The 19,495-nt window shown below is 38.3% G+C and carries 20 protein-coding genes; 16 read left to right on the top strand and 4 right to left on the bottom strand.

Annotated elements, in window-relative coordinates; genetic code table 11:
* Positions 1-326: 326 nt before the first annotated feature.
* From MKY06_RS24430 to MKY06_RS24405, 6 genes are all read left to right on the top strand, one after another.
* Complete coding sequence (locus MKY06_RS24430; protein WP_013059472.1) at positions 327-1,025, top strand: DUF2953 domain-containing protein; 699 nt, start codon at positions 327-329, stop codon at positions 1,023-1,025.
* A 13-nt stretch (positions 1,026-1,038) separates the two neighbouring features.
* The gene (gene ytfJ, locus MKY06_RS24425) at positions 1,039-1,506 is read left to right on the top strand and encodes a GerW family sporulation protein (RefSeq protein WP_029319990.1); all 468 of its coding nucleotides are present in this window, start codon (positions 1,039-1,041) and stop codon (positions 1,504-1,506) included.
* Between the two features lie 176 nt (positions 1,507-1,682).
* Positions 1,683-2,177: a thiol peroxidase gene (tpx, locus tag MKY06_RS24420; RefSeq protein ID WP_013059470.1), complete on the top strand. Its 495-nt coding sequence runs from the start codon at positions 1,683-1,685 to the stop codon at positions 2,175-2,177.
* A gap of 147 nt (positions 2,178-2,324) precedes the next feature.
* Positions 2,325-3,317 (top strand): class I SAM-dependent methyltransferase, encoded by a 993-nt coding sequence (locus tag MKY06_RS24415; protein ID WP_029319991.1) that lies wholly within the window; start codon positions 2,325-2,327, stop codon positions 3,315-3,317.
* Positions 3,318-3,513: 196 nt separating this feature from the next.
* Complete coding sequence (locus tag MKY06_RS24410; RefSeq protein ID WP_013059468.1) at positions 3,514-4,704, top strand: acetate kinase; 1,191 nt, start codon at positions 3,514-3,516, stop codon at positions 4,702-4,704.
* Positions 4,705-4,935: 231 nt separating this feature from the next.
* On the top strand, positions 4,936-5,778 hold the full coding sequence (locus tag MKY06_RS24405) for an EcsC family protein (RefSeq protein ID WP_029319993.1): 843 nt from the start codon (positions 4,936-4,938) through the stop codon (positions 5,776-5,778).
* A 25-nt stretch (positions 5,779-5,803) separates the two neighbouring features.
* On the opposite strand, the gene MKY06_RS24400 is transcribed toward MKY06_RS24405, so the two are convergent.
* Positions 5,804-6,118, bottom strand: a complete 315-nt coding sequence (locus MKY06_RS24400) for a hypothetical protein (protein WP_029319996.1) — start codon at positions 6,116-6,118, stop codon at positions 5,804-5,806.
* Between the two features lie 314 nt (positions 6,119-6,432).
* On the opposite strand from MKY06_RS24400, the gene MKY06_RS24395 reads away from it, so the two are divergent.
* The 8 genes from MKY06_RS24395 (at position 6,433) to MKY06_RS24360 (ending at position 13,468) form a co-directional block, all read left to right on the top strand.
* The gene (locus MKY06_RS24395) at positions 6,433-7,641 is read left to right on the top strand and encodes an argininosuccinate synthase (RefSeq protein WP_013059465.1); all 1,209 of its coding nucleotides are present in this window, start codon (positions 6,433-6,435) and stop codon (positions 7,639-7,641) included.
* The gene (argH, locus tag MKY06_RS24390; protein WP_013059464.1) at positions 7,638-9,026 is read left to right on the top strand and encodes an argininosuccinate lyase; all 1,389 of its coding nucleotides are present in this window, start codon (positions 7,638-7,640) and stop codon (positions 9,024-9,026) included. The genes MKY06_RS24395 and argH overlap by 4 nt, the downstream gene beginning before the upstream one ends.
* A gap of 164 nt (positions 9,027-9,190) precedes the next feature.
* On the top strand, positions 9,191-9,358 hold the full coding sequence (locus MKY06_RS24385) for a hypothetical protein (protein ID WP_013059463.1): 168 nt from the start codon (positions 9,191-9,193) through the stop codon (positions 9,356-9,358).
* A 150-nt stretch (positions 9,359-9,508) separates the two neighbouring features.
* Positions 9,509-10,630 carry an alanine dehydrogenase gene (ald, locus tag MKY06_RS24380; RefSeq protein WP_013059462.1) on the top strand — a complete coding sequence of 374 codons (1,122 nt, stop codon included), beginning with the start codon at positions 9,509-9,511 and terminating at the stop codon, positions 10,628-10,630.
* A 113-nt stretch (positions 10,631-10,743) separates the two neighbouring features.
* On the top strand, positions 10,744-11,421 hold the full coding sequence (locus MKY06_RS24375; protein WP_013059461.1) for a metal-dependent hydrolase: 678 nt from the start codon (positions 10,744-10,746) through the stop codon (positions 11,419-11,421).
* 134 nt (positions 11,422-11,555) lie between these two features.
* Positions 11,556-11,735 carry a hypothetical protein gene (locus MKY06_RS24370; protein WP_170960227.1) on the top strand — a complete coding sequence of 60 codons (180 nt, stop codon included), beginning with the start codon at positions 11,556-11,558 and terminating at the stop codon, positions 11,733-11,735.
* A gap of 98 nt (positions 11,736-11,833) precedes the next feature.
* On the top strand, positions 11,834-12,070 hold the full coding sequence (locus MKY06_RS24365; protein ID WP_013059460.1) for a hypothetical protein: 237 nt from the start codon (positions 11,834-11,836) through the stop codon (positions 12,068-12,070).
* Positions 12,071-12,151: 81 nt separating this feature from the next.
* Positions 12,152-13,468, top strand: coding sequence for a CBS domain-containing protein (locus MKY06_RS24360; RefSeq protein ID WP_340961474.1), 1,317 nt, complete (start codon positions 12,152-12,154; stop codon positions 13,466-13,468).
* Between the two features lie 26 nt (positions 13,469-13,494).
* On the opposite strand, the gene MKY06_RS24355 is transcribed toward MKY06_RS24360, so the two are convergent.
* Positions 13,495-13,791 carry a YtpI family protein gene (locus MKY06_RS24355; RefSeq protein ID WP_013059458.1) on the bottom strand — a complete coding sequence of 99 codons (297 nt, stop codon included), beginning with the start codon at positions 13,789-13,791 and terminating at the stop codon, positions 13,495-13,497.
* A gap of 251 nt (positions 13,792-14,042) precedes the next feature.
* Between MKY06_RS24355 and MKY06_RS24350 the strand changes: the two genes are divergently transcribed.
* On the top strand, positions 14,043-14,981 hold the full coding sequence (locus MKY06_RS24350; protein WP_013059457.1) for a DHH family phosphoesterase: 939 nt from the start codon (positions 14,043-14,045) through the stop codon (positions 14,979-14,981).
* A 38-nt stretch (positions 14,982-15,019) separates the two neighbouring features.
* On the opposite strand, the gene ytrI is transcribed toward MKY06_RS24350, so the two are convergent.
* Both ytrI and MKY06_RS24340 read right to left on the bottom strand, forming a co-directional pair.
* Positions 15,020-15,538 (bottom strand): sporulation membrane protein YtrI, encoded by a 519-nt coding sequence (ytrI, locus tag MKY06_RS24345; protein WP_029320005.1) that lies wholly within the window; start codon positions 15,536-15,538, stop codon positions 15,020-15,022.
* On the bottom strand, positions 15,535-15,870 hold the full coding sequence (locus tag MKY06_RS24340; protein WP_013059455.1) for a YtrH family sporulation protein: 336 nt from the start codon (positions 15,868-15,870) through the stop codon (positions 15,535-15,537). Before MKY06_RS24340 ends, ytrI begins: the two co-directional genes overlap by 4 nt.
* Positions 15,871-16,011: 141 nt before the next feature.
* Here MKY06_RS24340 and dnaE point away from each other — a divergent pair, with 141 nt between their 5' ends.
* Entirely contained in the window at positions 16,012-19,374 is a 3,363-nt protein-coding gene (dnaE, locus tag MKY06_RS24335; RefSeq protein ID WP_289919959.1) for a DNA polymerase III subunit alpha, read from the top strand.
* Positions 19,375-19,495 lie beyond the last annotated feature (121 nt).

Below are 19,495 nucleotides of genomic sequence, written 5' to 3'. Positions count from 1 at the left end.
AAAAAGGGGCTGGAATAAAAGGATTTTAGACGAAGTGAAAAACGAACCACTGATCAAGACTTTTGATTAGTGGTTCGTTTTTTTTGTTATGGTAAACGCAGGTTTCATTTGTTTAGATTCTTCTATCAGTTGATTTCCGTGCAAGACTTCGCCTTCCCCTCCAATCAACTGCGGTGTCACAAGCGGTTCAGCTCATGTATCCCATTTGTTCGTCTTGAGATTGGATTCATTTCGTTATATCATATCTCAACCTCTTTGTATTGTTTCCATAAGGTTTAATATTCTGTGTTTTGGAGATAATGTGAAGCTAAGAAGGAGTGAAGGATGTGCTATGGCTTTTATGGATATTGCTAGCACTTTTAATTGTTATTGTACTTATTGTATGGACAAAAATCACGCTGTTTGTAGATCTTCACCATGTCCGAGATAACGATTATTACAGAGTGAGACTCAGGGCTTGGTTTGGTCTTATTCGCTATACATATGAAATTCCGGTAGTGAAAGTGAAAAAAGATTCTCCTCGTTTGCTTGTTGAAAAGAAGAAAGGAATGGGTGATCAAGGAAAAGAAGACGAGAATTCATGGAGTGATTATTCTGTAGAAGACGGGCTAAGCATGTTAGAAAATGCGAAGCAATTCCTTGAACAGGTAGTCGGTTTTCATAAAATTTTTCGTCGTTTCTTACAGAAAGTGACGGTAAGTGATATTAGATGGCACAGCCGTTTCGGCTTAGGTGACGCTGCGTTAACAGGCGTACTTACCGGGGCTGTATGGTCTGCAAAGGGGGGCATAGTTGGTATAATCAGCCGTTATATGAAACTAAAAGATATGCCTGTAATGAGCGTTACTCCTGTATTTCAACATCTTTGGTCAGAAACGGTATTTGAGTGCATAATTTCTTTTCGAGTTGGTCAAGCTATTCTAGTAGGTTTACGGACCTTGAGATACTGGCGGCATACGTCCAAAAAGCGTCGCAAAAGATGGAAGTCGTCAAATAAGAACAAGACACACTCTGTGAAAACATAAGGAGGTTATCTTAATGGCAGAACATCCAATTAAAAGTTTAATGTCGACAGCTATGGAAAATTTAAAGGAAATGATTGATGTTAATACAATCATTGGGGATCCTGTAGAAACACCTGATGGAAGTGTTATTTTAACTGTCTCAAAAGTCGGTTTTGGTTTTGCAGCGGGCGGAAGCGAGTTTGGAGTAGAAGGGCATGCATCATCTTCTCCTGGACAGCATCAGCAAGAATCAGGTCATCCATTTGGCGGAGGTAGCGGTGGCGGTGTATCAATTACGCCAATTGCCTTTTTAATTGTGAGTGGAAGCGGAATTAAAATGCTTCACCTTAACGAAAGTACACATTTATATGAAAAGATTTTAGATACAGCCCCTCAAGCAATTGAACGCGTGCAGCAAATGTTTAAACGAAACAATCATCAGCAGGATCATCATAATCAACAAAATCAGCAGCATGATAGTGCAAACGATTTTAATTTGTAGGTATAAAATAAAGCTTTGCTTGCTTCTTTGAATAGTAAAAGAAGCAAGCAAAGCTTATTTTGTTTGGTTTGTTTTCTAGCTTGGAGTGCCATGTTTTGTATGTCATTTAATTGCAATATAGAGACAGACAAGCTAATATGAACAGTGTACATACTTATTTAAAGGAGGAATTATTCGTGACTAAATTTAAAGGTAACGATGTAACATTATTAGGAAATCAAGTGAAGGTTGGAGACAAGGCTCCAAACTTTACCGTTTTAGCAAATGATTTATCAGAAGTAACGCTTGACAGTACAAAGGGTTCTGTTCGCCTAATCAGTGTAGTTCCTTCTATTGATACTGGAGTTTGTGATGCGCAAACTCGCCGCTTCAACGAAGAAGCAGCTAAATTAGATAACGTAAAAGTATTAACAGTAAGCGTAGATTTACCGTTTGCTCAAAAGCGCTGGTGTGGTGCTAATGGCATTGATAATGTTCAAACTTTATCTGACCACCGCGACTTATCTTTCGGAGAAGCATATGGTGTAGCTATTCAAGAATTACGCTTATTAGCTCGTTCGATCTTTGTGGTAGACTCAAATGACAACGTAACGTATGTTGAGTACTTACCAGAAGTAACTGAGCATCCGAACTACGAAGCAGCAATCGAAGCAGCTAAAACAGCTAAGTAAGATTGTCAGTGGCGTTCGGCAGAAGGCGGAAAACAATGTTTTTCGCCTTCTTTGTGTTTTAAGAAGTTTTTATGATAAAATATGTTGTTCCAAATAGGACGTTTACTCATTTATATAGATATTATTTCATTACACAGGAGGCAGAACATGAGTCAGTTAGCTAGTATGGAAAAGCTATTTGGTGTAATTGATCAAACAGCTATTATTTTAAGAAAAGAACTAAACTGCGTATATTTAGAAGCAGTAGCTGAAACGGGAGAAAATTTGTTTCAAGGAACTATTTTACAAGAAGAGCTAGATGAGGTAACTAAAAAACGTTTGAAAAAAGAGTACGATTCAATCACGCTTGATCATTTTGAAAAAGAAACGATTCGAAAAGCGTATCAGCTGGCTATTTTAAAAGGCATGAAAGAAGCAGTTCAGCCTAACCATCAAATGACGCCTGATGCTGTAGGACTATTTGTCAGCTACCTAGTTGGAAAGTTCATGGCAGGAAAAGATAAATATACGCTTTTAGATCCAGCAGTAGGAGCAGGGAACTTATTAACAACAATTTTAAATACACACGCTGCGTCAATTGAACACGTATACGGTGTAGACGTGGATGATTTATTACTTCAATTGACATATGTAAATGCAAATTTACAGAAGCATGGCGTTCAATTATTCAACCAAGACAGCTTACAGCCGCTTTTTATTGATCCTGTTGATTTAGTTGTCTGTGACCTTCCTGTTGGTTATTATCCAAACGACGAAGGGGCAAAAGAGTATAAGGTAAGAGCTGAAGAAGGTCACACCTATGCTCATCACTTATTTATTGAACAAAGCTTGCGTCATGTAAAAGATGGAGGATACGTAGTAGCCCTTATTCCAAATAACTTGTTCGAATCTGAACAGTCTCATTTATTACAGCCGTTGCTAAAAGAGGAAGCAATCGTTCAAGGAATCGTTCAGCTGCCGCTTTCAATGTTCAAACAAGAGCAGGCTGCTAAGAGTATTATCATTCTTCAAAAGCAGGGAGAAGGGGTAACAGCGCCTGATCAAGCGCTGCTTGTGAATTTGCCGAAGTTCAGTAATCGAGAAGCAATGAGTGATATTATGGCTCAAATGGACCAATGGTTCAGCGTTAATAAAAAGTAAGTCTTTTTCGAAAATAATGAATATTTTCCGGTAGCGTTTTCATGATGTATAGCTCTTGAAATCTATTGTCGTGAATGATTAAATGAATAAGGATAGAAATCGTGTCGAAATGCATAGAATATTGTAGAGATTACACTTTTATGTTCTGTTCGTTATGTTTATGATGCACGTATAATAAAGAAGGAGCTGTTTTTTTATGTCAAAAATCATGGCAATCAACGCCGGCAGTTCTTCACTTAAGTTTCAATTATTTGAAATGCCAAGTGAGACGGTATTAACAAAAGGTTTAGTAGAACGAATTGGTTTAGATAACGCTGTTTTCACGATCTCGGTAAATGGTGAAAAACAAACGGATATTACAGAAATCCCTGACCATGCTGTTGCAGTTAAAATTTTAGTTGAAAAGTTACTTTCTCAAAACATCATTCAATCATACGATGAAATCACTGGTGTAGGTCACCGTGTAGTACACGGCGGAGAGAAATTTGCTGATTCTGTTTTAATCACAGATGAAACACTAGCGGAAATTGAAGCTTTATCTGATTTAGCACCGCTTCACAACCCAGCAAACATTGTGGGAATTAAAGCGTTCCAAGATATTCTTCCAAATGTTCCAGCTGTAGCAGTCTTCGATACAGCATTCCATCAAACAATGCCAGAAAAATCATTCTTGTACAGCTTACCGTACGAGTACTATGAAAAGTATGGCGTTCGTAAATACGGTTTCCACGGCACATCTCATAAATATGTTTCTGAGCGTGCAGCTGAGCTTCTTGGCCGTCCAATCGAACAATTACGCTTAATTTCTTGTCACTTAGGTAACGGTGCAAGTATCGCTGCAATTGAAGGCGGCAAGTCAATTGATACATCAATGGGCTTCACACCATTAGCTGGTGTAGCAATGGGAACTCGTTCAGGTAACATTGACCCTGCATTAATTCCATTTATTATGGAGAAAACAGGAAAAACTGCTGACGAAGTATTAAATGTATTAAATAAAGAAAGTGGTCTTTTAGGTGTATCTGGTATTTCTAGTGACCTACGCGATCTAATCAAAGCAAGCGCTGAAGGCAATGAACGCGCTGAAACAGCACTTGAAGTATTTGCTAGCCGTATTCATAAATATATCGGTTCTTATGCTGCTCGTATGTCTGGTGTAGATGCAATCATCTTCACAGCAGGTATTGGAGAAAACAGTGATGTTGTACGTGCTCGTGTTCTTCGCGGTTTAGAGTTTATGGGCGTTTATTGGGATCCAGCTTTAAATAGTGTACAAGGAGAAGAAGCATTTATTAGCTACCCTCATTCTCCAGTTAAAGTTATGGTTATTCCTACAGACGAAGAAGTTATGATTGCACGTGACGTTACTCGTTTAGCGAATATTTAAGTTCATAAACTGCCTCTTCAATGCATGAATTCTCATAAATTGTCAGGCAAACTAACGAAAAGCTGATTTCCTTGTGAGGAAATCAGCTTTTTTATATAGCGTAAGTAGCCGACGGTTGAAAGAAGGTTTACAACGTATAGAAGAAAGAAATAATATAGGAAGCAAAATGTAACGGATGCATTATTTGTTATAATAAAAATAAAACTACTTATTTCTTGAAAGGGTGACATGATGATACTAACGAATCGCGAAGAACAGCTTTTAGAAGAAATCTATAAATGGGAAGAGAGCTTACAGAGTGTAGAAGCAACTGAGATGGAGTTATTGTACGAAGAGTGGTTAGAAAAAGGGCTTAACTTAATTCCAGCTTCTGTTCGTGAGACCTATTTACATAAAATTGATGAGGGACTCTTTCAGTTAACTGCATTAATTCAAGGTACGGAAATGCAAACTCAAGCGACAAAACGAATTATTGAAACCGCCCGTGTATTCAAAGAGGATATCACAGATCTGTCAGAAATGAATTCCCTTCAAGTAGATCAGCTTTCTTATATATGCGAACAGCAAATGGCCAAGCTTCGATTGTATGCGCTGAGTCAAGGAGCACTTTCAGGAACCGGACAATCGCTGCTAGTCGGTATTGATATACCTGCTGTTTTATGCATGAATATTCAAGCGGTGCAACAGGCAGCAATGAGCTACGGCTATCATATCCAGACACCTTCAGAGCTTATGCTAACGCTAAAAGTTTTCCATGCAGCAACGTTACCTAGACACCTTCAGGCTCAGGGGTGGCATCAATTAAAGAGTGAGTTAAGCCAAGAATTTGACCCGTATTTTTATGAAGGTGTTGATCAAATTGTAGATAAAACGTGGCTGCAAAAAATCGTTGTGCAAATCGGGAAAACGCTAGCTATATTCGCTGCGAAGCGAAAAGTTTATAATCGTTTGCCAATTGTGAGTATGATGGTTGGCGGAGGGATGAATTATCGAATGGCCAAACAAGTGACAGATTATGCAAAGCGCTTTTACCAATACCGCTATTTGCTGGATAAGAAAAACGAGTCTCATTAATTTTTCATGAGACTCGTTTTTTTGTCTATCCGTGAACTTTTTTTGATATTTCCTCATTTGTTCGATACCAAATCCACAAATCATTAATAATAGAAGCAAGTTCTCCTATCTCGCTATTTAATTCACAAGAGCGGATAAAATTAGTCTCATCTTCTAACGCCGCTTGTTTTTGATTAATACTCTTTTCTAAAGATTGAATTTTGTCTGGAATCTGTCCCCGAATGGATTCCCATGTTAGGAGGATATCCTGCTGAACTTTTTCAGAATAGAATGTCCATTCTCTTTCAAGAGCAGGAATTTTTATACCGAGTCTGTTGTCATAAGTAAAAAAGCGCTCCATTTTTTCACCTCTTCCCTTCCATTTTATACAATGACAAAAGCCACAGCTACTGTAAATGAAAAATAAATCATTTATACTTGATTTATGCATATAAATATACACAGTATGTAAGAAAGAAATATTCATTCATGTCTATTTTTACAGTATTTTAAGAGATTTTACCCTATTAAATTAAAATAAATGTGAATTTATATACTTTTTTTTGAATAACTATTGAAAATAGATTAAAAAGTTGTTAAAGTAATAGTAGATTAAATGAATAAAAATTAAAACGGTTGTATTAATATATATATAATTTGTGGGAGGAATAGATAATGAGTAATCCAAAAGTTGTTTTAGCATATTCCGGAGGTTTAGATACATCAGTTGCAATTAAATGGTTACAGGAAAAAGGGTACGATGTAGTAGCTTGCTGTTTAGATGTAGGCGAAGGAAAAGATTTGAAATTCGTTAAAGAAAAAGCCTTAACAGTTGGAGCGGTATCATCATATGTGATTGATGCAAAAGAAGAATATGCCAATACATTTGCGTTAGCAGCACTTCAAGCACACACATTATATGAAGGAAAATATCCATTAGTATCTGCACTATCTAGACCGCTAATCGCTAAAAAGCTTGTAGAAGTAGCAGAACAAGAAAATGCAGTAGCTGTCGCACATGGATGTACGGGAAAAGGAAATGACCAAGTGCGTTTCGAAGTATCAATTAAAGCATTAAATCCACACTTAGAAGTTTTAGCTCCTGTTCGTGACTGGAAATGGTCTCGTGAAGAAGAAATCGAGTATGCAAAAGAAAAGAATATTCCAATTCCAATTAACTTAGACAGCCCATTTTCAATTGACCAAAACTTGTGGGGAAGAAGTAACGAGTGTGGCGTTCTTGAAGATCCTTGGGCAGCTCCACCTGAAGAAGCATATGACCTAACGGCTTCTCTTGAAAACACTCCGGACACAGCGGATGTAGTAGAAATTGAATTCGTTGAAGGTGTTCCAGTATCATTAAACGGTCAATCTTACACGCTAGCTCAGTTAATTCTAGAATTGAATGAAATTGCAGGTAAGCACGGAGTTGGACGTATTGATCATGTAGAAAACCGTCTTGTGGGAATTAAATCACGTGAAGTATATGAGTGTCCAGCTGCTATGACATTAATTAAAGCACACAAAGAGCTTGAAGATTTAACATTAGTGAAAGAAGTAGCGCACTTTAAACCAGTGATTGAGAAAAAATTAACAGAAGTTATCTATGAAGGTTTATGGTTCTCTCCATTAACAAATTCACTGCTTGCATTCTTAAAAGATACGCAGCAATATGTGAATGGAACAGTGAGAGTAAAACTATTTAAAGGGCATGCTATCGTAGAGGGACGTAAATCTCCTAATTCTTTATACAATGAAAAACTTGCAACATATACAAAAGAAGATGAATTTGATCACAATGCAGCAGTTGGTTTTATCTCATTATGGGGACTTCCAACACAAGTGAGCAGCATGGTAAATCAAAAGAAGGTGACAACGGTATGACCAAACTTTGGGGAGGGCGTTTTACGAAACGCCCTGAACAATGGATTGACGAGTTCGGTGCGTCGATTTCATTTGATCAGCATCTTGTAGAAGAAGATATTGAAGGCAGTTTAGCACATGTAACAATGCTTGAGAAATGCAGTATTCTTTCTGGAGATGAAGCGTCACAAATTAAAAAAGGCCTTCAAACACTGCTTGAAAAAGCTAAGAAGAAAGAATTAACATTTTCTGCTCAATATGAAGATATTCATTTAAATTTAGAAAAGTTATTAATTGATGAAATTGGTCCGGTTGGAGGAAAGCTTCATACGGGTCGAAGCCGTAATGATCAAGTTGCTACAGATATGCACTTATATTTAAAAAAGCATGTTCAGCAAATTGTAGGGCTGATTGAAAATCTAGAAGATGTATTGCTTACAAAAGCAGATCAGCATGTTGAAACCATTTTTCCAGGCTACACACATTTGCAGCGCGCGCAGCCGGTTTCTTTTGCTCATCATTTAATGGCTTATGTTTCAATGTTCAAGCGCGATGCTGAACGTTATGCGGAATCGCTGAAGCGTATTGATTTATCTCCTTTAGGAGCAGGAGCTTTAGCTGGTACAACATTCCCAATTGATCGTCATTATAGCGCTGAGCTTCTAGGCTTTAATGGGATTTATCAAAACAGTATGGATGCTGTCAGCGATCGTGACTTTATTTTAGAGTTTTTAAGCAACAGTTCTATTTTAATGATGCATTTATCTCGTTTTTGTGAAGAGTTAATTTTATGGTCTAGTCAAGAATTTCAATTTATTGAAATGGATGATACGTACGCAACGGGCAGCAGTATTATGCCTCAAAAGAAAAATCCTGATATGGCGGAGTTAATTCGTGGTAAAACAGGACGAGTATATGGTCATTTATTTAGTCTATTGACTGTGTTAAAAGGCACGCCTTTAACATACAACAAAGACTTGCAAGAAGATAAAGAAGGCATGTTCGATACGGTTACAACGATTGAAGGATGTTTGACCATTTTTGCTGGCATGATCGAAACAATGACAGTAAAAACAAATGTTATGGAAAAAGCTACGAAACAAGATTTTTCAAATGCAACGGAGTTAGCTGACTATCTTGCTTCAAAAGGTATGCCGTTTCGTGAAGCACATGAAGTGGTTGGGAAACTGGTTCTCGTTTGTATTCAGAAAAATATCTACCTAATGGATTTGCCGCTTGAGCAATATAAGGAAGCGTCAGATTTATTCGAGGAAGACATCTATCATGTATTAAGTCCAAAAACAGCTGTTAATCGCCGTAATAGCGCGGGAGGAACAGGATTTGAACAAGTAAAAAAAGCAATTCAGCTAGCTAAAGATGAATTGCACGAAAAAACATCGATATAAAAAAGTTATCAAAACGTCCGCAGAAAAATCTGCGGGCGTTTTTTGATGTGAGATAAATGGTATAACTAGAGCATTTAAGAAGAAAATAGAAAAGATCATGTAAGGGATTATGAAGTGAAGTTCACATTCGTAAAGAAAATAGAGTGAAAAAGGAGAAGTGACATATGAAAGACAAAAAACATCCGCAGCATGTATATGAATATGATTTTGAAGGAGAAAAAGAGACATCAAGACAGCTGATGGATTCTTATTCAAGCGGCGTCATTGGCGATGCTATGGCTTCTGTAGTCGAAAATCCAGAAGCACAGAGTGATAACGAACTATATGAATAACTAGATGCATATACTGTATATAGACTAAGAAAAGCAGGATTATGCTGAGTTCTATCGAAAGGTAACGTCATAGTAAATCCGATTTTCTAAAGGATTTGGTGTGGCGTTCTTTTTTCAGTTAATCACTGATATAAGAAAAGAGGGATAAAGGTGAAAATTGGAGTGCCGAAAGAAGTAAAAAACAATGAAAATCGCGTAGCTATTACTCCAGCTGGTGTTACAGCTTTAGTTAACGGTGGGCATGATGTATATATTGAAACACAGGCAGGAGAAGGCTCTGGATTCCATGATGAAGATTACACAAATGCAGGAGCTTCTATCGTAAATACTGCAAAAGAAGCATGGGATGCTGAAATGGTTATGAAAGTAAAAGAACCGATTTCAGAAGAATACGGATATTTTCGTGAAGGACTGATTTTGTTTACGTATTTACATTTGGCAGCTGAAGAAGCATTAACGAAAGCATTGATTGATAAAAAGGTGGTAGGCATTGCTTATGAAACTGTACAGCTTCCAAACAAAAGCTTGCCTCTGTTAACGCCAATGAGCGAAGTTGCAGGAAGAATGTCTTCTCAGATTGGAGCTCAATTTTTGGAGAAAACCAAAGGTGGCAAAGGGATTTTATTAAGTGGAGTTCCAGGCGTGCAAAGAGGAAAAGTAACAATTATTGGAGGAGGAGTAGCAGGAACCAATGCTGCTAAAATTGCGGTCGGATTAGGGGCTGATGTTACAATAATTGATTTAAACGCTGATCGCCTTCGCCAGCTTGATGATTTATTTGGTAAAGAAGTGACGACATTAATGTCAAATCACTATAATATCGCACAATCTGTAAAAGAGTCAGATTTAGTGATAGGAGCGGTTCTCATACCGGGAGCTAAAGCGCCAAAGCTTGTCACCGAGGAAATGGTTCAAACGATGTCAAAAGGATCCGTTGTAGTTGATATTGCTATTGATCAAGGGGGGATTTTCGAAACAACTGATCGCATTACCACTCACGATAACCCGACTTATTCGAAGCATGAGGTCTTGCATTATGCTGTTGCTAATATGCCAGGAGCTGTTCCCCGCACGTCGACCTTAGCACTGACCAACGTAACGGTGCCTTATGCTCTGCAAATAGCAAGTCAGGGATATAAAAAAGCATGCTTAAAAAACCCTTCCCTTCTTCAAGGTATCAACACCCTAAATGGGTTTGTCACTTACGCGGCTGTAGCAGATGCACACGGTCTCACTTACGCTGATGCAACAACTTTATTAGAGCAAGCATAATAAGGCATGTTTTTGCGCAGTTTGTGATATGATAGCCGCGTATTCACTTGTTTTGTAACCAAAACGGACGGGTAGAATATAGAAAAGGTTAGTGTAAAAGGAGAGAATAAATGATGCACGTTTCTTACCATGGACATTCTATTGTTAAAATTGAAACAAAAGGAAAAACAATTTTAATTGACCCGTTTATCACTGGAAATGAATTAACAGATTTAAATGCTGAAGATGTAAAAGCAGATGTGATTTTACTGACTCATGGCCATAATGATCATGTAGGCGACACGGTTGAAATTGCTAAGCGCAGCGGTGCACTTGTTGTGGCAGTAGCAGAATTAGCTACATATCTTAGCTGGCAAGGCTTAAACGTACATCCAATGAGCATAGGCGGAGCCTATACATTTGATTTTGGCACGGTAAAATTGACGCAAGCTTTCCACGGTTCAAGTTATACAGAAAATAATGAGAAAATTATTTATACAGGAATGCCGGCTGGTTTGCTTTTAACGATTGAAGGAAAGACAATTTATCATGCTGGAGATACGGCTTTATTTTCTGATTTAAAGTTAATTGGTCGCCATGAGCCTGACGTAGCATTTCTTCCAATTGGAGATAACTTTACAATGGGACCTGAAGATGCGGCTATCGCGGCGGAATGGGTGCAGGCAAAGCTTGTTGTGCCAATTCACTACAATACATTCCCTGTAATTAAGCAAGATCCTCATCAATTTATTGAGTCTTTATCTGGTATTGAAGGAAAAGTATTAAAAGTTGGAGAAGGATTGGATCTTTAATCATAAATAGAGGCTGGGACAAAACGATTTCAGTTAAAGTTAAAAAAGAACGAGTAATCGATAATATCGATCACTCGTTCTTTTTTTATTGTTATGGTGAACGTAGGTTTCATATATGTAGCGGCTTCTAGCTGTTGATTGGAGGGCAAGACGAAGACTCCTGCGGGAAAAGCGGAATAGGTGAGACCCCGCAGGAGTGCAAGCGACGAGGAGGCTCACCGGCCGCCCGCGGAAAGCGAAGTCTTGCACGGAAATCAACTGCGGTGTCACAAGCGGTTCAGCTCATGTCTCACATTTGTTCGTCTTTAGATTGAATCGATGCAGTTATGTCTTAATCTCTTTTTATTTGTAAAGAAACGTTCTGCTTTTTTTACTTCCCTGCATACGATAGTAATAATAAGGAGGGAGAGCTATGGAAAAAAATCGAGTTATTTTATCGCTTTTATTATGCGGAGTGATGCTTTACTATGCAATGCCGCACTTAGTGTTAACAACTTCGAGTTTGCAAGGGATTTTTAGTATAAGCTGGCTTACCTTTGCTCTTTTTGTAGCCGGAGGCAATTTGTCATCACTGCTTTATGCACCGCGCCGCAAGAAGGCAGGTATTCAAAAAAATAGTGCGAGAAAGCCTTTGCGTCAAAGAGGTTAGATTGAATCCATTTCACTTCCCCCGTATAATAAAAGAAAAGACATATGAAACGTAAAAACGTTTTAGAAGGGTGAAGTACACGTGGCGACAAAACATGAGCAAATTTTACAGTATATCGATTCGCTTCCAATTGGTGAAAAAATTTCAGTGCGCCAAATTGCCAAAGAACTGAATGTCAGTGAAGGCACGGCGTACCGAGCAATAAAAGACGCGGAAAATAAAGGATATGTTTCAACGATTGAACGAGTTGGGACCATTCGAATTGAACGAAAGAAGAAAGAAAACATTGAAAAGCTCACGTTTGCTGAAGTAGTAAACATCGTGGATGGACAAGTGCTGGGCGGACGTGAAGGTTTGCATAAAACGTTAAACAAGTTTGTTATTGGAGCGATGAAGCTTGATGCTATGATGAGGTATACCGAGGCCGGAAACCTTCTTATCGTAGGGAATCGAGTAAACGCTCATGAATTAGCTCTTGAAGCAGGAGCAGCCGTGTTAATTACGGGCGGCTTTGATACGGAAGAATGGGTTAAGCAGCTTGCGGATGATCTTAAGCTTCCTATTATTTCAACGAGCTATGATACGTTTACAGTTGCAACGATGATTAATCGTGCCATTTATGATCAGCTGATAAAAAAAGAAATTGTGCTTGTAGAGGATATTTTAACACCTATCTCTGAAGCGGTTAGCTTGCAGTTAACCGATACGATTGAAAAATGGCATGAATGTAACGATAAGACTCACCACAGTCGTTTTCCTGTAGTGGATCAGCATATGAAAGTTCACGGTATGGTCACCTCAAAAGATGTTATTGGATATGACCTTTCTACTTCAATTGAAAAAGTAATGACGAAAAATCCCATGACGGTTCATGGGAAAACATCGGTCGCTTCTTCTGCGCATATGATGGTATGGGAAGGGATTGAAGTGCTGCCTGTAGTGGATGATTACCACCGGCTAGAGGGCATTATCAGCCGTCAAGATGTTTTAAAGGCGCTGCAAATGATTCAGCGTCAACCGCAGGTAGGAGAAACCATTGACGACATTGTAACCAATCAATTTATGGATGTACAAGAGACAAAAGAAGCACCGGTGTATCGCTGTGAAGTAACGCCGCAAATGACGAATTATATGGGGACTATTTCATACGGAGTTTTCACTACTATTGTAACGGAAGCCGCCAATCGTGTTCTTCGCTTATATAAAAAAGGTGATTTGGTTATTGAAAACATCACCGTTTATTTTATTAAGCCAGTTCAAATTGAAAGCGTAATTGAAATTCGTCCTAAGCTATTAGAACTTGGTCGGAAGTTTGCTAAATTAGATGTAGAAGTCTACAATGCCGGGGTTGTAGTAGGGAAAGCGATGATGATGGCTCAGTTATTGGAAAGAGTATAAAAAAAGAAGCTGCTCTGCAGCTTCTTTTACATTTGATCAGCTTCTTTTATTGCATAAGGCTGATAGTACTTGTAAGCTTTGATACCGGCTAATATGCTGCCTGAACCGAATAATACAAATAGTATGCCGATGATAAGCGAAAGGCTTGTTTCGTAAATAAACCATTGATTGATTCCAAAAAATAATACAAAAGAGCCAAGACAAATACTCGACTTAGCGGAAATCCATTTTCGTTCCATTGGGCGTTTCGAACGTACGTATTTTACTTTTAAATACATGTAGAAAACAAAGGACACAACGATTAAAATCATAAAAAATGGCACAGACGCCCCTCCAGTCCGGTGTATTTCTATCTGTAATGTTTCTAGATGTTAGTAATGCGTAGTGTTGAAAGTGTTTACAGTAGTATCTATTATTTTACAGGTCGATGACAGAAAATTCTACTAGTGATTGATTCTTCTTTTAAAAAAGAGAAGAGATATGATTTAATAAATAATATGGATACAGCGCTGTGGAAGTGTAAGTGCATGTGGTGCGTACATAAAACAAGAACAGTATTGACAGGAGAGAGAAAATGAAAGCACAAATATTAGAAGCTATTAAGCAGTTTGACACCATCATTATTCACCGGCACATTCGTCCAGATCCAGATGCATACGGATCTCAGTGCGGATTAGCGGAATTGTTAAAAACATCTTTTCCGGAGAAGAAGGTATACGTAACGGGAGAAGAAGCGGAGTCATTAAAATTTTTATACCGTATGGATGACATCGCTGATGACACCTACAAGGATGCGCTTGTCATCGTTTGTGATACGGCTAATGAAGCACGAGTATCAGATCAGCGCTACGTAAATGGAAAAATGGTCATTAAAATTGATCACCATCCAAACCAAACTCCTTATGGTGATTTGCTTTGGGTTGAGACGTCTGCTTCTTCAACAAGCGAAATGATTTATGAATTTTACTTGGAAGGAAAAGAAAAAGGATTATCTCTGAATGATGAAGGAGCAAAGCTGATCTTCAGCGGTATCGTCGGAGATACGGGTCGATTTTTATTTCCAAATACAAAGCCGAAAACGTTTTGCTATGCAAGTGAATTGATTCAATATGGTTTCAATTTTAAAGATGTATATGATCAGTTATACAAAACAAAAGAAAACGTCGCTCACTTACATGGATATGTGCTGCAAAACTTTACGATGTCTCCAGCAGGAGTTGCTCATATGAAAATTCCAAATGAAATTCTTCGCAAATATGATGTGACACCAGCTGATGCCTCTCAGCTAGTCGGTTCGTTAGGGCAAATTGATGGAGTAAAAACGTGGGTGTTTTTTGTGGAGGAAGAAAATCAAATTCGTGTTCGCCTTCGTTCAAAAGAGCTTGTCATTAATACAATTGCTAGAAAATACAACGGAGGAGGCCATCCTCTTGCGTCCGGCGCTTCCATTTATTCATGGGAAGAAGTAAAGCCTTTACTACTTGATTTAGAAGAGCTCTGCAGTCAGGAGTAATCTGTAAAATAAGCCGTTGATTTTAAATCAGCGGCTTTTTATAGTACTTTTTCCATCTTTTTAATTCGAACTTCAATCGAAAGCGTTGTATAAAAATAAATTTGATGAACTTCAACTTCATAAATCGTTTTATCGAATTCGTATTTTTTATTTTCAATTGCTTTTTTTAAGATATCCCTGCTTCGATACGCACTTTCAATATCTTGGGCAATTAAGTGCTGTGCTTCTTCGTCGACGCTTTTTTGAATATTGTATTCAACCACAGAGTTTACTTTATAACGATTGCCGTTTACTAATTTTACTTTCACATTCTGAATAATCAAATGCTGCTTCATTTCCTTGTTTAATGCTTTTACATCTTCTTGCCATGCGCTAATTTGCAAATTTGCTTTTTCTAGCTTATCATTAGCAATTCGAACTTCTTCTAGCTCTTTATCTCTTGAAACGCCATAAATCGTTAAAAACACCCCCCAGCTAACAATTGCTCCAATGACTATACCGGCAAAAAAACGCTGCCAGTCGGAGCGCTTGAACATTCGCTCGCTGGGTACCCTCATACAAAATGCTCCTGAGTTAACCACTTGATGATAAGAGCCCCGGTCTGAGCTCCTCCCATAGCGGATAGAATTAAAAGGATTTGTTTGAATACATCTTTTGTGGCTCCTTCAAAGAGTCCTCGCTCAAAGCTGTAAAACGTATCAAATGTTCCTCCAATTGCTCCGACAATTGCCCAGATTTTCAAACTATTGCTGAGGGTATGCATGACGTATAAAGGAGATTTTCCAATTAAAAACCCCGCAAATGCTCCAATTAATGAACCGCCTAAAATAATACCTAATGAAGTGAAGTAACTCCAAATGAAAAGAGACATAAAAGGCTCTTTTGTCATGACGTGTCCTCCTTTACTATTTTATCAATGAATCACGCTTCCTACATATATATGGACAAACGCTCAGAGTTATGTAATTTGTCTACGCCGGCAACAAAATTTATAATAAGAATAAAGAATTAAAGAAAGGTGGGAAGTCCTGTGCCTTTTGTTCACTTGCAGCTTCAAAGTTCTTATAGCTTACTAAGCAGTTCCGTTCGTATTCATGAACTTGTAGAAACAGCTAAGAAAATGAACTATGAAGCGATTGCTTTGACTGATGAAAACGTGATGTACGGAGTCATTCCTTTTTATAAAGCCTGCGTGAAAGCGGGGATCAAGCCAATTATTGGGCTCACATTATCAATCCTAGAACATGAAGAAAGCGAGCGAGCGTACCCTTTAGTTTTGTTAGCGGAAAATGATAAGGGATATGAAAATCTATTAAAACTAAGCAGTTTAGTTCAAACCAAGGAAAAACACGGTGTAAATAAAAAATGGCTCCATCATTACAGCGGCGGGTTGATTGCTATTACACCCGGTGTAACTGGAGAGATTGAAACCCTGCTAGCAGAAAACAAACTTCAAGATGCCAAGCAAGTCCTTCAATTCTTTAAAAAAGTATATTCGCAGTCTTTGTATATATCGATACAGCGCCACGGACAGGATGAAGCTTTTATAAATCAGCAGTTAACGGAACTTGCTGCTGAAGAAAATATCCCGCTTGTTGCGACGAATCAAGTGAAATATTTAAAAAAAGAAGATCGGGATGCATATGAGTGTTTAGCAGCTATTCGAGACGGAGAGAAATTACATAGCGATGAAGATGAAGATGAAGAGGTAAAAAGTAAGAGCAGCGAGTACTATTTCAAATCACCTGACGAAATGGAAGATCTCTTTCATGACCAGCATTTTTTAATAGAAGAAAGTATAAAAATCGCAAGACGATGCGAGCTCGAAATTTCTCTAGGCGTAATGTCCATTCCAAAATATCCTGTTCCCCCGTCTGTTACATCATCAGCCTACTTGCGCACTCTCTGCGAAAAAGGATTGCAAGAAAGATTTCAAGTGATCACGGAACAATACGAGGAACGCTTGGATTATGAGCTGAACATTATTGAAAATATGCGCTTTAGTGATTACTTTCTTATCGTATGGGATTTTATGAATTATGCTCATGAACACGGTATCTTAACGGGCCCAGGCCGTGGTTCAGCGGCAGGCTCACTGGTCTCATACGCCTTGCGAATTACAAATGTTGATCCAATTCAGCATCAGCTTTTATTTGAGCGCTTTTTAAACCCTGAACGTATTTCGATGCCTGATATTGATATTGATTTTCCTGATAACAAACGAGATCAAGTCATTCAGTATGTGGCTCAAAAATATGGAGCGCTGCATGTAGCTCAAATCATTACATTTGGAACATTAGCAGCTAAAGCAGCCGTACGTGATGTAGGGAGAGTGATGGGATTTGATCAAGAGGCGCTAAACAAAATGTCCAAAGCAATTCCAACTAAACCAGGTACAACGTTAAAAAGCGCTCTTCGTGATTCAAGAGTTCTTCAAGACTATTTATCTGAAAATGAAGCCAGAAAACAATGGTACAACATTGCCATGAAGATAGAAGGACTGCCAAGGCATACTTCTACGCATGCAGCAGGCGTTGTGATTAGTGAGAAGCCGCTGACGCAATCTGTAGCTGTACAAGAAGGACATGATGATGTATATCTGACTCAATATCCAATGGAAGCTCTGCAAGACGTTGGGCTTTTGAAAATGGACTTTTTAGGTTTGCGCAACTTAACCATTTTAGATCATATTTTAAAGAAAATTGAGCGGGACATGAATCGAAAGCTGTCACTGTCTCATATACCATTTAACGATCAGAAAACTTTTGAACTGCTGAGTAAAGGGGATACGACCGGTATTTTTCAGCTAGAGTCAGATGGAATGAGAAGGGTGCTTCAGCAATTAAAACCTACAGAGCTAGAAGATATTGTAGCAGTTAACGCGCTGTATAGACCTGGTCCGATGGAAAATATTCCAACCTATATTAAGCGCAAGCATGGAGTGGAGAAGGTAATATATGATCATCCTACGCTTAAAGACATTTTACAATCCACGCACGGCGTTATCGTGTATCAAGAGCAAATTATGCAGATTGCTTCAAAAATGGCCGGTTTTTCTCTTGGAGAAGCAGATTTGTTGAGAAGAGCAGTTAGTAAAAAAGAACGGGCAGTGCTGGATCGTGAACGAGCTCATTTTATCCAAGGAAGCAAGAAGAAAGGATATGACCTATCCGTTGCTAATCGAGTGTATGACCTTATTGTGCGTTTTGCTGATTATGGCTTCAACCGAAGTCATGCTGTTGCTTACAGTATGGTAGCCTATCAGTTAGCTTATTTGAAAGCACATTACCCGCTACAGTTCTTTTCAGCTTTACTAACGAGCATTATTGGAAACGAAGGGAAAATTGCTCAATACATTAATGAACTAAAAAGAAAAAAAATACAAGTTCTCCCGCCTTCTATTAACAAGAGCATGTATTCGTTTAACGTAGAAGGTGAAAGTATAAGGTATAGCCTTGCAGCGATTAAACATATTGGTGCAGCAGCTATGCAGGAAATAACAGAAGAGCGAAAGAAAAAAAGATTTGAAGACTTATTTGATTTTTGTGCCCGTGTTTCACAAAAAGCCGTGAATAAAAAGGCGCTTGAAGCTTTGATTCTGTCTGGAGGCTTTGATGAGTTTGGAGAAAATCGAGCTACTTTATTAGCAACGATTGATGTAGCGTTTGAACATGCAAGCTTGGTACTCCCAGATGATGACTTTGGATTTGGAGCTGAATTTTCGTTAAAGCCTAAATACATGGAAAAAGAGGAACTGAAAATAGAAGATCGGCTTCAGTATGAAAAAGATATGCTAGGTTTTTATTTATCAAGTCACCCTGCTTCTCAGTATGAAGCACTGAATTCCTTTTATTCTGTTGTTTCTCTTCACGATATGAAAGAATACGCTTCAGGAAAAGCGGTCTCTCTTTTAGTATTTGTGTTGGAAATTCGCGTCATTCGAACGAAAAAAGGAGAGCAAATGGCCTTTTTACGTATCACGGATGAAAGTGGAGAAGGAGAAGTTGTTGCGTTTCCCCGCGTATTTGAGCAGAATCGTCTGCTGTTTGAACAAGGTAAGGTTTTACTGATACAAGGAAAGATAGATGAAAGAAATGGGCAGCAGCAAATTGTTTGTCAACGTGCTGAAGCTGCTAGCAAGGCGGTTCAAAAACTACCGTCAGAAGAATTATACTTACGTATAGAAACAAAGCAAGGTACAGAAAAGCTGCTTCATACTATTTACCAGCACTTTCAGTCTCATAGAGGGAAAATCCCCGTGAAAATTTATTATGAGGCAGAACGTCAATTGGTCAAGCTTCCCGTTCACTATTCTATTGAACGAAGCGACGAGTTAATAAAAACTTTAAAAGCAATGCTAGGAGAGAAGCACGTTGTGTTCAAGAAGATATAGTCTTTACAGATTTCATGTGATGTTATATGGTAAAATAGTTAAAAAAGTGGTCTGACCACCGTTTTTTATGAAATATACGAATTAGATGCGTTTTTCTTGAAATGAAATGCAATTGGATTTA

Origin of the sequence: Priestia sp. FSL P4-0332 (assembly GCF_038005845.1) — a bacterium.
Taxonomy (GTDB): domain Bacteria; phylum Bacillota; class Bacilli; order Bacillales; family Bacillaceae_H; genus Priestia.
This window is presented reverse-complemented; position numbering and strand designations above follow the sequence as displayed.